This is a genomic window from Agromyces binzhouensis (genome assembly GCF_004135055.1).
GTDB lineage: Bacteria > Actinomycetota > Actinomycetes > Actinomycetales > Microbacteriaceae > Agromyces > Agromyces binzhouensis.
On the sequence record NZ_SDPL01000032.1, the window covers coordinates 1 to 14,371 of the forward strand.

The 14,371-nt window shown below is 71.2% G+C and carries 10 protein-coding genes; 3 read left to right on the top strand and 7 right to left on the bottom strand.

Annotated features, from left to right (window positions below):
* Positions 1–400: 400 nt before the first annotated feature.
* The 7 genes from ESO86_RS03505 to ESO86_RS03535 all read right to left on the bottom strand — a co-directional run bounded on the left by ESO86_RS03505 (position 401) and on the right by ESO86_RS03535 (position 10,079).
* A complete protein-coding gene (locus ESO86_RS03505; protein WP_242492185.1) occupies positions 401–1,840 on the bottom strand; it encodes a sulfatase family protein in 1,440 nt (479 codons plus the stop codon).
* 23 nt (positions 1,841–1,863) lie between these two features.
* Entirely contained in the window at positions 1,864–3,435 is a 1,572-nt protein-coding gene (locus ESO86_RS03510; protein ID WP_129233505.1) for a sulfatase family protein, read from the bottom strand.
* A gap of 7 nt (positions 3,436–3,442) precedes the next feature.
* The gene (locus ESO86_RS03515) at positions 3,443–4,465 is read right to left on the bottom strand and encodes an aliphatic sulfonate ABC transporter substrate-binding protein (RefSeq protein ID WP_129233506.1); all 1,023 of its coding nucleotides are present in this window, start codon (positions 4,463–4,465) and stop codon (positions 3,443–3,445) included.
* A gap of 67 nt (positions 4,466–4,532) precedes the next feature.
* The gene (locus ESO86_RS03520) at positions 4,533–5,351 is read right to left on the bottom strand and encodes an ABC transporter ATP-binding protein (RefSeq protein ID WP_129233507.1); all 819 of its coding nucleotides are present in this window, start codon (positions 5,349–5,351) and stop codon (positions 4,533–4,535) included.
* Positions 5,348–6,241: an ABC transporter permease gene (locus tag ESO86_RS03525; RefSeq protein WP_242492186.1), complete on the bottom strand. Its 894-nt coding sequence runs from the start codon at positions 6,239–6,241 to the stop codon at positions 5,348–5,350. The genes ESO86_RS03520 and ESO86_RS03525 overlap by 4 nt, the downstream gene beginning before the upstream one ends.
* 31 nt (positions 6,242–6,272) lie before the next feature.
* Positions 6,273–7,505 carry an ROK family transcriptional regulator gene (locus ESO86_RS03530; protein ID WP_129233508.1) on the bottom strand — a complete coding sequence of 411 codons (1,233 nt, stop codon included), beginning with the start codon at positions 7,503–7,505 and terminating at the stop codon, positions 6,273–6,275.
* 159 nt (positions 7,506–7,664) lie between these two features.
* Positions 7,665–10,079: a glycoside hydrolase family 43 protein gene (locus tag ESO86_RS03535; protein ID WP_129233509.1), complete on the bottom strand. Its 2,415-nt coding sequence runs from the start codon at positions 10,077–10,079 to the stop codon at positions 7,665–7,667.
* Between the two features lie 261 nt (positions 10,080–10,340).
* Here ESO86_RS03535 and ESO86_RS03540 point away from each other — a divergent pair, with 261 nt between their 5' ends.
* The 3 genes from ESO86_RS03540 to ESO86_RS03550 all read left to right on the top strand — a co-directional run bounded on the left by ESO86_RS03540 (position 10,341) and on the right by ESO86_RS03550 (position 14,215).
* Positions 10,341–11,228 (top strand): bifunctional helix-turn-helix transcriptional regulator/GNAT family N-acetyltransferase, encoded by an 888-nt coding sequence (locus ESO86_RS03540; RefSeq protein ID WP_129233510.1) that lies wholly within the window; start codon positions 10,341–10,343, stop codon positions 11,226–11,228.
* Positions 11,229–11,260: 32 nt separating this feature from the next.
* On the top strand, positions 11,261–12,442 hold the full coding sequence (locus ESO86_RS03545) for an amidohydrolase family protein (RefSeq protein WP_129233511.1): 1,182 nt from the start codon (positions 11,261–11,263) through the stop codon (positions 12,440–12,442).
* A 99-nt stretch (positions 12,443–12,541) separates the two neighbouring features.
* A complete protein-coding gene (locus ESO86_RS03550) occupies positions 12,542–14,215 on the top strand; it encodes a CocE/NonD family hydrolase (RefSeq protein WP_129233512.1) in 1,674 nt (557 codons plus the stop codon).
* Positions 14,216–14,371 lie beyond the last annotated feature (156 nt).

Below are 14,371 nucleotides of genomic sequence, written 5' to 3' on the forward strand. Positions count from 1 at the left end.
ACGGCCCCGGCGACCCGCGCCGCGCCGCGGCGTGCGCGCGCCATGCGGCGCTCGGCGACGAACTCGGCCGTGCGCTGGTCGTGCTCGGTCACCTGCTGTGCGAGGAAGCCGTGTGCGAGGTCCATGATCCCGATCCCTTCGTGCGGTGGCTGACCACCTGCACTCAGGTTCCTCGCTGAGGTGGGCCACGCGTATCGGGAGGGTGTCCTATCTTGGGCCGCCGCCGTGCCTCGGACGGGCCTGAGGTACCTCAGGCCGGGCGGCGGCGGCAGTCCGGGCGACGGCCGCGGGTCCGGGCGCGCGCCGCCCGGATCTGCAGGATGAGCCGGTCCATGGGTCGGATGCGAGCAGGATGAGCCGCACCATCCTGCGTTTGGTCTGATGGCACACGCCCGTGGCTTCAGGCGCTCGCTCGCACCACCGATCCGTCGGAGTCCACGAGACCCACCGGCTGCGGCTGGCTCGGATGCGGAACATCGCCCAGCCGCGCCTGCTCGAGCCACATCGCCCGCTCGAGCTCCTCGCGGACCTCGCGGTAGGCGGGGTCGTCGGCGACGTTCCGCAGTTCCTCGGGGTCGCGCTCGAGGTCGTAGAGCTCCCACTCGGGCGGATAGGTGAACGGCCCGGTGCCGGGCAGGCCGAGCCCGTCGTTGTAGTAGTAGATGAGCTTGTACCGCTGCGTCCGGTAGCCGTAGTGGGCCGGCGCCTTGTGGAAGGTGTCGTCGTGCTCCCAGTACCGGTAGTACATGCCCTCGGCGGGTGGCTCGACGGGTGAACCGACGAGGTCGGGCCAGAAGCTGCGCCCCTGCATGCGGTCGTGCGACGCGACGCCCGCGGCATCCAGGATCGTCTGCGCGAAGTCGACGTTCGTGACGATGTCGTCGAAGACGCGACCACCCTCGAGCTCGCGCGGGTAACTGAGCAGCATCGGCATGCGCAGCGACTCCTCGAACATGAACCGCTTGTCGAACCAGCCGTGCTCTCCGAGGAAGAATCCCTGGTCGGAGGCGTACATGAGCAGGGTGTCGTCGAACTCCCCGCGCTCGCGCAACCGGTCGATGACCCGGCCCACGTTGTCGTCGACGGATGCCACGCATGCGAGGTAGTCCTCCATGAAGCGCTGGTACTTCCACAACGCGAGTTCCTCGTAGCCGAGCCCCTCGGGCGGAGAGACCTTGAGGTCCTCCTCATTCAGGTTCTCGGCCAGGCGCATGAGCGCCCGCCTGGTCGACGACGACCGGCTGTCGTAGTCGTCCCAGAACGTCGACGGCACGGGGACCGCATCGCGGAACCGCTCGAGATCCTCGGGCTTCGGCTCCCACGGCCGGTGCGGCGCCTTGTGGTAGATCAGCACGCACCACGGGTCGTCGCCCTCGAGGGAGTCGAGCCAGTCGAACGCGAGGTCGGTGATCCGGTCGGTTGCATAGCCCTCGACGATGCGCTCGCCCTCGGCCGACAGGAACAACGGATCCCAGTACTCCCCCTGCCCGTCGTGGCCGACGAGGATGTCCCAGTAGTCGAAGCCCTCGGGCCTCGAGCCCTCGTGCTCGCCCATGTGCCACTTGCCGATCATCGCGGTGCGATAGCCGGCGGCCTTCAGCTGCGAGACGAACGTCGGCTGGCCGGCGTCGATCGGCGTGACGAGCGTCGAGACTCCGTTCACGTGGCTGTAGGTCCCGGTGAGGATGGACGCCCGACTCGGCGAGCACAGCGCGTTCGTGGCGAAGCAGTGGTCGAAGCGCCATCCGTTCGCGGCGATCTCGTCGATGCGCGGCGTCGCGTTGAGCACCGACCCGTACGCGCCGATGGCCTGCGATCCATGGTCATCGGTGAGGATCATGACGACGTTCGGACGCGCTGTCATCAGGCGGACCGCCGTTCGGGGTCGACCGCGGGCACGGGGGCGACTGATGCCACGGGCGCCGCCGCATCCGTTCGCTCGACCGCCTGGTACGTCGTCTCGTCGAGGCCCGACTGGGTCGGGTCGTAGTCGACCTCGCCGACGTCGTACATCGTCGTCATCCAGTGGTAGAAATTGTCGCCGCGGTCGCGCAGCAGCCCGTAGAGGCGCTGCATCATCGCGTTCCGGACCTCCCGCATCTCGGGGTGATCGTAGACGTTGAGCAGCTCGTCGGGGTCACGCTCGAGGTCGTACAGCTCGTTCACCGAGTCGGGGTTGACGACGAGCTTGTACCGGTCGTTGCGGAGCATCCGCTGCGGGTACGGGAAGTGGTGACCGTGGAACTCGCAGACGATGTCGTCGGCCCACTCCGGCTGCTCGCCGGCCGCGAGCGGCACGAGGCTGCGCGAGTCGACCGCGGGCGCGGGGTCCAGCCCCGCCAGCTCGAGGATCGTCGCGGTGCAGTCGAGCAGGCTCACGAACTCGGTGCGCACCTGGCCGGCCGGGCCGCCGGGGATCCGCAGCAGGCCGGGCGTGCGGTAGATGTCCTCGTACATCGCGGGCCCCTTGTCGTGCAGCCGGTGCGCGCCCGTGAACTCGCCGTGGTCGCACGTGAAGAAGACCGCCGTGTCGTCGACCAGGCCGAGTCGCTGCAGCGCGTCCATGACGCGGCCGATCTGCTGGTCGATGAGGGCGACGTAGCCCCAGTAGACCGCGATGAGCTTGCGCGTCACCTCGATCGGCATGGTGTCGAACGTCCAGTGGGCGCTGTAGTTGCGCTGCACGGGCGGCTTGCCCTCGAAGGTCTCGGCGATCGACTTGGGAAGCTCGATGTCGGCCGGGTCGAACATGTCGAAGTACTCGTTCGGCACGATGTACGGCAGGTGCGGCCCGAAGAAGTTCAGTTCGAGGAAGAACGGCGTGCCGTCGCGGTCGGCGTCGGCCGCGTACCGCTCGAGCAGTTCGATCGTGCGGGTCGCGAGGTAGTACTCGAAGGTGGCCTCCACCGGCTGGTGGAGCCGGGCAGCCAGCAGGTTGCCCGGCCCACCGTTCGGCAGGGTGCCGCGGATGCGATCGCTGATCGCGTACGGCGGCAGGTCGTGCTCGGCCAGGTAGCCGAGGTAGTCCTCGTTCTCCACGGGGTTGTGCCATCCGGGAAGGTCGGGGCCGTCGAATCCGAAGTCGGCGGCGTTCTTCTCGGTGCCGGCGTGCCACTTGCCGACGAGTCCCGTGTTGTAGCCCTTCTCGCGCAGCGCCTCGACGAAGGTGAAGCTGCCCTCGGCGAGGTCCTCCAGGTAGCCCACGTTGCGCTCGTGGTTGGCGAGCACGCGGTGGCGGAAGGGGGCCTGACCGGTCAGCAGGCTCGCGCGGGCCGGCGTGCAGATCGCGGTCGGCGTGTACCAGCGGTCGAAGCGCGTGCCCGTTCGGGCCAGCTCGTCGAGCACCGGCGTCGCGGCCAACGCGTTGCCGTACGCCCCGAGCGTGTCCGCCCGGTGCTGGTCGGTCATGAGGAAGAGGATGTTGCTCGGCGTCATGGCTGGATTACTCGCCCGCCTGGAGGAACACGTCGCCGGTGTAGAAGGACGACGGCTCCGCGACCTCGGTCAGCTTGCCCGCGGCGACGAAGTAGTCCTGCATACCGTTCAGCCACGAGTCGACGGTGCCGTCCTCGGTGAGGGTGTCGAGCTCCTCGAGCGAGAGCACCTTGTTGTTCGCGGCGTCGGCGGCGACGGCCTCGGCGTCGAGGGCGTTGTAGGCGGCGGTCAGGTCGACGGCCTCGTCGGGGTTCTCGTAGCGGAACGTGATCGCATCGCGCAGCGCCTTCAGCACCCGGTCGACCTTCTCGGGCTCGTTCTCGACGACGTCGTTGCCGGCGACGAACGCGGTCGGGAACGCGACGGTCTCCTCGAAGTCGGAGTTCTGCGCGATCTCGACGAGGTCGGGGACCTGCTCCTTCACGGTCGCGAGGGCCGGGTACCAGAAGCCCGCGCCCTGGACCTGGCCGGATGCCAGCGCCGACACGATCGCCGACGGTTCCATGGGCACGAGCTCGACGTCGTCCTTCGTCATGCCGGCGTCCTCGAGGGCGAGGGTCAGGATCATGTCGCCCGACGTGCCCTCGGGGACCGCGACGGTCTTGCCGCGGAGGTCCTCCATGGAGTCGTTGCCCGGCTGGCCGACGACGCGGTCGGACTGGCCGAGGGTGTTCATCGCGATGATCTTCGCCTCGCCGCTGGCCGGCAGCCAGAAGGCGCCCGGGCCGATGTAGCCGAAGTCGAGGTCGCCCGTGCCGAGCGCCTGGATCTGCAGGGGGCCGTTCGTGAAGGACGGGGTCTCGACGTCGAGCCCGTACTTCGCCCAGTAGCCCTGGTCCTCGGCGATGGCGAGCAGGCTCGTGCCGTTGAAGTCGGGGATGTACCCGAAGTTCACCTCGATGACGTCGTCGTACTCGCTCTGCGCGGCGGCCGAGTCGCTCGATCCGCCGTCCGAGGCGCATCCGGTGGCGAGCAGGGTGACGGCGGCGCCGACGGCCGCGACGCCGAGGAGCTTCCTGGAAAAACGCATGGCTGTGCTTCCCTTCATGGGGTGTGGGGGTGATATCGGTGCTGGATGGGTGGGGGCAGGCGCCGCGTCAGTGCGACGCGGTTCCGGCGGCGACGCCGGGTTCCTGGTGGTACACCGCGTGCCAGACGCGGTTGCGCAGTTCCCCGAACTCGGGGCTCAGGCGCACGTCCTCCGTGCGGGGGTATGGGAGGTCCACGTCGATGACGTCGTAGATCCGACCGGGCCGGGCGGCCATGACGACCACCCGGTTGGCGAGGAACACGGCCTCGTCGACGTCGTGCGTGATGAACATGACCGTCCGCTTCTCGCGGCTCCACGTCTCGAGCAGCTGCTCCTGCAGCTTCACGCGCGTGAGGGCGTCGAGGGCGCCGAACGGCTCGTCCATCAGCAGGATCGAGGGGTTGACGGCGTAGGCGCGGGCGATGGCGCACCGCTGCTTCATGCCGCCGGAGAGCATCTTGGGCAGGGCGTCGGCGAACTGCTGCAGTCCGACCATCTCGATGAAGTGCTCGGCCCGTTCGCGGCGCTGCGCCTTCGGCACGCCGTTCACCTTGAGGCCGAACTCGACGTTCTTCCGAACGGACAGCCAGGGGAAGAGCGCGTACTGCTGGAAGATGACGCCGCGCTCCGGACCGGGGCCGGACACGGCCCGACCGTCGACGAGCGCCTCGCCCGAGGTGGGCGTCTCGAGGCCGGCGAGCACGTTCATCAGGGTGGACTTGCCGCATCCGGACGGGCCGACGACGGTGACGAACTCGTTGTCGGCGATGTCGATCGAGACGCGGTCGAGGGCGGTGAACTCCTCGCCCTTGAGCGGGAAGGTCTTCGTCACCTCGCGGACGGAGATCTTCGCGGCGGTGGCCGTCGCGGGGTTCGTGGTGGTCATCGTCGTTCCTGCCATCCGGTCAGCTTGGTCTCGGCGAAGAGGAGCAGGCGGTCCATGACCAGGCCGAGGATGCCGATCAGGACGATGCCCACGAAGATGGTCGCCAGGTCGTAGTAGATCTGCGCCTCCTGCATCCGGCGCCCGAGGCCGGCCTGCGCGGCGAGCAGCTCGGCGGCGACGAGCGTGGCCCACGCGGAGCCGAGGCCGACGCGCATGCCGACGAGGATGAACGGCGTCGACGCCGGGACGACGACGCGGGCGAAGATCGTGCCGTCCTTCGCGCCGAGCACGCGCGCCGCGTTGATCAGCGTCTTGTCGACGCTCACGACGCCCTGGTACGTCGAGATGACGCAGGCGAGGAACGCGGCGAGGAAGATGACGACGATCTTCGGGATCTCGCCGATGCCGAGCAGCACCAGCACGAGCGGCAGCAGGGCGAGCGGCGGGATGGTGCGGAAGAACTGGATCCACGGTTCGAACAACCCGCGGGCCACGGTGTACCAGCCCATGAGGAAGCCGACCGGGATGGCTGCGGCGGAGCCGAGCAGGAAGCCGGCGAGCACGCGGCCGAGGCTCGCGAGGATATCCTCCTGCAGGATGCCGGCATTCCAGAGCTGGATCGCCTTCTCGACGACCTCGGGCGGGGTCGGCAGCTGGAAGCCGTTCAGGGCCAGGAGCCACCAGATCGCGATGCCGCCGATGATCGAGACGGCGTTCAGCACCAGGAGCTTCGTCCGTTTGCCCATCCCGCCCGAGCGGCGACGCCGCGGGCTGCCGCCGTCGTCGACCGCGGTGATCGCACTCGTGCGCATGCCGTCGACCACGACCGCGGTCTCCTCGGTGCCGGTGGCCGGCTGGGATCGCTGCCCCATCGTGCTCACCCGCGCCATGGCGCGACCCTCTCTCGTGCGTGCGTGGCGTTCACAGTGCGCTCCTTTGCTGCGGTGCGTTCTCGACGGATGCCGTTGGGTCGGGGTATCCGGCGAGGAGTGGGGACTGGTGGAAGATCGCGGCGATCGCGCCGAGCGCGCCGTCGCTGTCGCGCAGCTGCGCCGCGCGCACGATGTGGGGCTGGTCCGAGGGGATCGAGTAGAGCTCGTAGCGGAGGGTCGCGGCGGCCTGCTCGACGAGCACTGGCGCGATCCGGACGATCTCGCCGCCGATCACGACCTCGCGCGGGTTGAGGGTCATCGCCGCTGCGCCGAGCACGCGTCCGACGGTCGAGCCCACTTCGCGGAGCACGGCGTCGACGGCGGGGTCGCCCTTGGCCACGGCCGCGGCGAGGTCGGCGAGGTTCTCGACGTCGGCGCCGGCCTCGCTGCAGGCCCGGAGGATCGAGGGAACCGAGGCGATCGTCTCGAGGCATCCGCGCTTGCCGCAGCGGCACGGTGCACCCGAGGGGTTCGCGGTCACGTGGCCGAGCTCTCCGGCGAAGCCGCGCGATCCGGTGACGAGCCGGCCCGACACGACGAGGCCGCCGCCGACGCCGTCGGAGAGGCGCAGGTAGATGAGGTTGTCGACGGCGTCGGGGCGGCTGATCGCTTCGGCGAGCGCCGCGAGCCTGGTGTTGTTGTCGACCACGACCGGGGCGCCGAAGCGCTCGGCGAAGGCCAGGTCGACGCCGTCGGGAGCGAGCTGGTTCTTCCAGCTCACCGCGGGGGTCCCGGCTCGGGCGCCGGTGTAGGGACCGGGGACGCCGATCCCGATCGACTGCAGCGCACCGAAGTGCACGCCCGTGTCGCGGCTCAGCCGGTCGATGAGGTCGAACGCGATCTCGAGCCGCTCGGCCCAGGGCGGGTCGTCGTCGTAGCGCTCGACGCCCTGCGCGATGATCTCGTGCGACGCGTCGGCGACGGCGACGTGCACGCGGCGGTGCCCGAAGTCGACGCCGAGGAACTGGCCCGAGTCGGGATCGAGGGCGAGCCGCTCGGCCGGCCGTCCGCTTCCGGCGCGGGTCGCGGCATCCGTGTCGGCGACGATGATCGCGCCCCGCTGGAGGAGGTTCGCGGTGATCTCGGAGAGCGTCGTGCGGCTGAGGCCCACCCGCCTGGCGAGCTCGCCGCGGCTGAGTGCGCCGTGGGCCCTGAGGGCCGCCAGCACCCGCTCCTCATGGGTCCGCCTCACGAGGGCGTGGACTCCGGTCGTCATCGACATGCCAGCAAGACTCTCAACGCCGAATTTTTCCGTCAACAACCCGACAGAAAAACTTCCACGATCTGTTGCGCTCCTTGCAGAACGGACGGCGCGCCCCGCTCCGGCACGCGAACGGGGCGCCCACCCGAAGGTGGACGCCCCGCTTCGCCGGCCGATCCGTCAGTCGTCCGACTGCGCGGCCGTCGGCGTCTCCTCCGTCGCACCGGAGTCCGGCATGGCGTAGGTGCGCACGTAGTCGAACTCGGCCGTCGCCCCCGTGGCGTTCATCGAGACCAAGCCGATGCGGATGTCGCCCTGGACCGGGAAGGTCCAGACACCGCCCCACTGCCAGTCCTCCCCGTCGGTGCTGGAGGCCATGCGGAACTCCCATTCGCCGGCGTCCTGGTCGACATGGGCGTGCAGCCGCAGCCACGTGGTCTCCGCCGGTGCCGCCCCGAACATCGGGGCGTTCGCGACCGCGATCGGCGTCGGCGTCGTGGGCCGCTCGGCCTCCTTGCCGAACTCGACCTTGTGCAGGAACTGACCCGGCTTGCGGTTCAACGGCAGGATCGAGTGCGCGAGCTTGACGTACCGGTCGTCGTGCTCGTAGAGCACGATGCCGGCCTGCTGGTTGCCCCGCGTGCCGTCGAACGTGAGCTTGGTCTCGACCGTGAAGTCGCCCTCCGGAGCATCGCGGAGCAGCACCGAGGCGCTGTTGTTGCCGGTGTGCAGCTCGGCCGCCTGCGTGGGCCATACCAGCGAACCGTCCGTGACCGTCGGACCGGACGCCGGCTCGCGGACCCAGCTCCACGCCGCATCCCCTGCGGTGGGCGCACCGGCGGCGTCGAACTCGTCCGAGTGCTCGGGGAGCATCTCGCCCAGTACCGGGTCGGCGACCCGCTCGGTGACCGGCACGTACAGCGATGCGGCGCTCAGGTTGTCGGCATCGACGGATGCCCCGGACGCCGCGATGCCGATCGGCCCCTCGGCGATCGCGTTCCTCGGCGCCGCCACCTCGACCTCCGCGAGCGGATCGCGCAGGCCGTCGCCCGACACCCCGGCGGCGATCGTGTCGCCACGCCATTCGACTGCGACGACGTGCCACTCGTCGTAGGCGAATCCCGACGGCAGCGACGCGACGTCGACGCTCGTGCGGGCTCCCTGCCGCACCTCGAGCCGGAGCTCGCCGGACCCCCGGTCGATGGTGGCCGTCGCCCCGTTCTGGCCGCGAGCGCCGACGCGGACCGCGGCCGTTCCGGAGTCTCCCGCACTGCCGTCCGCGCTGAACCGCACGTCGGCCTGCACACGAAGGTCGCCGGCCATCTCGTCGGCGGTCACGACCTCGGTCGTGCCGGATGCGTCGGGCGTCACCCGAGCGAAGCCGCCGGCGTCGGTCTCCGTGCCCGGGCTCACGGCACCCGCGCCCCGAACCGGCCAGTCGCCGGGCACGCCGTCCTCGAACGCGCTCCCGAGCACCGCGGTGGTGACCGGCGCGACCTGCTCGCCGCTCGAGGGTCCGGCACCGGCCCGCACCACGGGCCATCCGTCGATCCAGTCGAGCCGGTCGATCATGAGCGGGCGCTTCGAGAGGTTGAGGTTCCCGGCGCGGGTCTGCACGGTCGGGAAGTCGGGGTCCTCCGTCGGGATCGCGTGATAGACGATCCAGTCCTGCCCAGAGAGGTCGGTCTGAATCGCGTTGTGTCCGGGGCCGGCGAAGCCGTTCCCGTTCGACGCGAGCACGTACCCGCCCTTGCTGCTGAGCGCCATGAGGTCGATGCCGTGGTCGTCGACGAACGGCCCGCGCGGGTTGTCGGCGCGGCCCACCTTGACGGTGTACCCGCTGAACGCGCCGTCGCAGCATCCGGCGTCGGAGTACATCAGGTAGTACCAGCCGTCGCGCTGCACGACATAGGCACCCTCCATCCGGCGGCCCTGCGCGACCTGAGTGACCTCGCCCGTGAGCTCGGTGGCATCCGCGGTGAGTTCGGACACGCAGATCACGTCGTAGCTGCCCCAGTAGAGGTAGTGCGTGCCGTCGGAGTCGGTGAAGATCGCCTGGTCGATGTTCCCTGTGGGGCAGCCTGCAACCTGCGCGCTGCCGAAGTAGAGGCCCCGGTCGGTCCATGGGCCCGTCGGCGTCTCCGCAGTGAGCAGCGCGACGCCGCCGTTCGAGAGCGAGTAGGTCAGGTGGTACTGCCCGTCGATGTAACGGATGTCGGGCGCCCAGGGGCGGGTGCCGGAGGCCCAGTACGAGGGCTTCGGGTCCTCGGCAGGGTAGACGTCGCCGACGTACTCCCAGTCGACGAGGTCGGTGGATCGGAGTATCGGCAGGATGCGCTCACCCGCCTCGCCGTCGCTGTTGAAGATCGGGTTCGTGGTGCCGTACGCGTACCAGGCGCCGTCCTTGCCCCGGATCATCGCCGGGTCGGGGAAGGTGTCGACGACACCGGCGCTGACCGGGTTCGTGTAGGTGGCGGGCGACGTGGCCGCCTCCGCGGGCGCCGGTGGACCGGCGAGGGCGGGAAGGCCCCCGCCGACCAGGACGGCCGCCGCGAGCGCGGCCGCCGTTCCGAGACTGACTGATCTCCATCGCATCAGGTGCGCTCCTTCTCCATCGAAGTCGCCGCGCGGGCGCGCGGCAGTGCCCGCGCACCGAGGGTGCGCGCGACCGTCGAGGGCGACCCAGCCGTTGCCGCCAACCGTGGCGACACGATGCGCGGGGCTCCCCCATGTGCTTCGCACTCATCCAACGGAGGCTCGATTTTTCCGTCAAGGCGCCGACGGAAAGCCCGTGAAATTCCGCCTAGAACGTTGTCCGGGCTGACATCGCACAGCTCTCTGACTAGAGTCAGAGATATGGACGCGATCGCCAGGGTGCGCAGCTTCAACCGCACGGTCACCGAGCGGATCGGCGCGCTCGACGACGGGTACCTCTCGCGCGGCCGGCCCCTCGGCCAGTCGCGACTGCTCTGGGAGATCGGGGCGTCGACCGGCGGCGGGGCCGAGCTCCGCGAGCTGCGCGAGCGGCTCGAGCTCGACAGCGGGTACCTCAGCCGGCAGCTCCGGGCGCTCGAGGCCGATGGGTTCGTGCGCGTCGAGGCCTCGCCCGACGACTCGCGAGTGCGCGTCGCGCGACTCACGCCCGCCGGGGTCGCCGAGCGCGCCGAGCTCGACCGGTCGTCCGACGCGCTCGTCGGCGGCATCCTCGACCCGCTCACCGACCGGCAGCGGGAACGGCTGCTCGCCGCGATGGACGAGGTCGGGCGACTGATGACCGCCTCGGCGGTCGAGGTCCGCACCGTCGACCCGGCCGACCCGGCCGCGCGGGCGAGCGTCGCAGCGTACTTCACCGAACTCGCCTCGCGGTTCGACATCGGCTTCGACCCGGCGCGCACCCGGCCCACGCCCGACGACGAGTTCCGCGAGCCGAACGGCACGTTCCTCGTCGCGTTCCTGCACGGCGATCCGGTCGGCTGCGTGGGCCTCAAGCTGCACGGCGACGAGCCCGCGGAGGTCAAGCGGCTCTGGGTCGCGTCGAGCACGCGGGGCCTCGGCCTGGGGGCGCGGCTGCTCCGCGAGATCGAGGCGGCGGCGGCGGGGCTCGGGGTGGCCGTCGTCCGGCTCGACACGAACCGCACGCTCACCGAGGCGATCGCGATGTACCGCTCGCACGGCTACGTCGAGATCCCCGACTTCAACGGCGAGCCCTACGCCGACTTCTGGTTCGAGAAGCGCCTCGGGTAGTCGCCGCGACCGGATCGCGAGAGGATCGCGGCATGGGCGCGGATTCCGTGCAGCACCTGGCCGAGGCGATCGAGCGGATGCCGCTCGTCGACCACCACGTGCACGGCATGCTGCCCGACCCGACCGAGGCCGACCTGCTCGGCGCGCTCACGCAGGCCGAGCACGCCGCATCGCCCGCCGACGTGTTCGACAGCGCGCAGGGGTTCGCGCTGCGACGACACTGCGCGCCGCTCCTCGGACTGCCGGCCTTCGCGAGCCGCGACGACTACCTCGCCGCGCGCGGCGCGCTGGGACCGGATGAGGTCGCCCGCCGGCTCCTCCGCGCCTCCGGCGTCGCCGCGTACCTCGTCGACGACGGCCACCGCCCCGACCTGTTGATGGCGGACGAGCGGATGGCGCGACTGGCCGGCGCGCCCACGCATCGCGTCGCCCGGCTCGAGACCATCGCCGAGACCGTGCTCGCGCAGAGCGCATCGGGTGCCGAGTTCGCCGACCGGCTGGAACCCGCACTGGAGCAGGCCGCCGCCGACGCGGTCGGCTTCAAGACCGTCGCCGCGCATCGGTGCGGCCTCGACCTCGACCCGTCGAAGCCGACCTCGATCGAGCTGCGTTCCGCGGCCGACGCGTGGTTCGCCGAGACCGCCGGCCACGCCGCATCCGCCCGCCCCGGGGCATCCGCTCGCCCGCGCCTCACCGACCCGACGATCATCCGCCACCTCATCTGGTGGGCGCTCGAGCGCGGTGCGGTCCTGCAGGTCCACGCCGGGTTCGGCGACGCCGACCTCGTGCTCGAGCGCGCGAACCCCTCCCGCATGCAGCCGCTCGTCGCGGCGACGGCCGGCACGGGCGGGCGCATCGCGTTCCTGCACTGCTACCCGTACGTGCGCGAGGCGGGCTGGCTCGCCCACGTCTTCCCGCACGTCTTCCTCGACGTCGGGCTCGCGGTCGGCTTCCTTGGCGCGAACGCCGACTCGGTCGTGCGCGAGTCGCTCGACCTCGCGCCGTTCTCGCGCGTGCTGTTCTCGACCGACGCGTGGGGCGTTCCCGAGCGCGTGCTGCTCGGCGCACGGCTGTGGCGGGATGCCGCGGCGCGCGTGCTCGGCGGGTACGTCGAGGACCACGGCTGGCCGATCGACGAGGCGATCCGCGTCGCGGAGGGCATCGCGTGGCGCAACGCCGAGGCGCTCTACGGTCGGGCGTTCGTGGAGGCGTGACCCGCTCGGGGACGTCCGGTCGCCGCGGGCCCGCGGTACGTTGGCAGGGCGGGGCGGCCCCGGCTGACCACCCCGGACGGCACACCGCGAGGAGACGGCATGACCGCGACGCGCTGGCGGATCACGAAAGCCCTGGACCGGCGACTCTGGCGCGGCGTCGAGCTCGGCTCGCACGACATCACCGTGCAGCGCGACCTGCGGACGCCCATGGACGACGGCGTCGAACTGCTCGGCGACCTCTATCTCCCGGTCGACGTCGACGGCCGCATGCCGACCATCGTGATCCGCGGCCCGTACGGTCGGCGCGGCGGGATCGGCACGATCGCCCGCGTGCTCGCGTACTCCGGGTTCCCGGTCCTGTTCCAGAGCTGCCGCGGGACCTGGGGCTCGGGCGGCGAGTTCAGTCCGTGGGTCGACGAGCAGCGCGACTCCATCGCGACCTACCGCTGGGTGCGGCGCCAACCGTGGTTCACCGGTCGTCTCGCGACCACCGGGGAGAGCTACATGGCCTACGCCGAGTGGGCGGCCGCGGGAACGCTGCAGCGCGAGCATCCGGAGGACGCGCCGGAGGCGCTCGTCGTGGAGGTCGCGCTGACCGACTTCGGCTCGGTCGCCTGGGAGAACGGGGCGTTCGCCCTGAACACCGCGCTGGGCTGGAGCCGGGGAATGGACCGCCTGCGGCAGGGCCGCGCGGCGATGCTCGGGATGCTCCTGCCGGATCGCGCGCTGAAGCAGGCCCTCGACGTCCTGCCGCTCGGCGCGGGGGACACCGCCGCCGCCGGCCATCCCATCGAGTGGTACCAGCAGTGGCTCCGGCACGAGGACCTCGCGGACGAGTACTGGACGCGGCAGTCGCACACGGCGTCCGTCGCCGACGTGACCGCACCGGTGTTCATGACCACCGGGTGGTACGACCTCTTCCTGCCCTCGCACCTGCGCTCGTACCGGCGCCTCGTCGAGGCGGGGAACCCGCCGCGCCTGACCATCGGGGCCTGGAGCCACCGATCGCCGGAACGCGCCTCCGCGTCGCATCCCGACACCGTCGCCTTCCTCCGCGAGGCGTTCCTCGGCGACGCGTGGGACCGACCGGCGCCGGTGCACGCGTACCAGACGGGGGCCGAGCGCTGGCACGACCTTCCCGAGTGGCCGCCGCCGACCGCCGACCGGGTCTGGCACCTGGGCGCGGACCGCGGGATGGCCACGGATGCCGCGGCGCCCGGCATCACGTCGTACACGTACGACCCGCAGCACCCCACGCCCGCCGTCGGCGGTCCGATGCGACAGCGGGGTGCCGAGCCGGTCGACAACGCCGAGCACGAGCAGCGGCCGGATGTCGCAACCTACCGATCCCGCCCGCTCAGTGCGCCGCTCGACGTCGCGGGCGAGCCCGTCGCGACCGTGCGCGTCCGATCGAGCGCGCCGAGCTTCGACGTGTTCGTCCGCATCACCGACGTGCACCCGGACGGACGCTCGATGACCGTGTGCGACGGCATCCGACGCATCGGCTCGGCCGGCACGGTCGCGACCGACCCCGACCCGGACGACGACGGGTTCCGCGAGGTGGCGGTGACGCTGTGGCCGACCTTCCACCGGTTCGCCGTCGGACACCGCCTCGGCGTCCAGGTCGGTTCGGGCGCGCACCCGCGCTTCGCGCGGAACCCCGGAACCGGGGAACCCGCGGTCGACGCCGCCGAGACGGTCGTCGCGCACCAGGAGATCGCCCACGGCGGGTCCACCGGGACCCGCATCACGCTGCCGGCGTGGTCGCCCTGACGACCCGAGTCGGGTTCAGCCGGGCGGCGACTCAGGCTGCCGGCACGCCTGCCCGGCGCGGGATCGACAGCGACGCGAGCACCCCGAGCCCCGCGAGCACGACGAGCACCGCGAACGCCGCGCCGTAGTCGGCGTCGTCCGGCCCCGCGCCGCCTA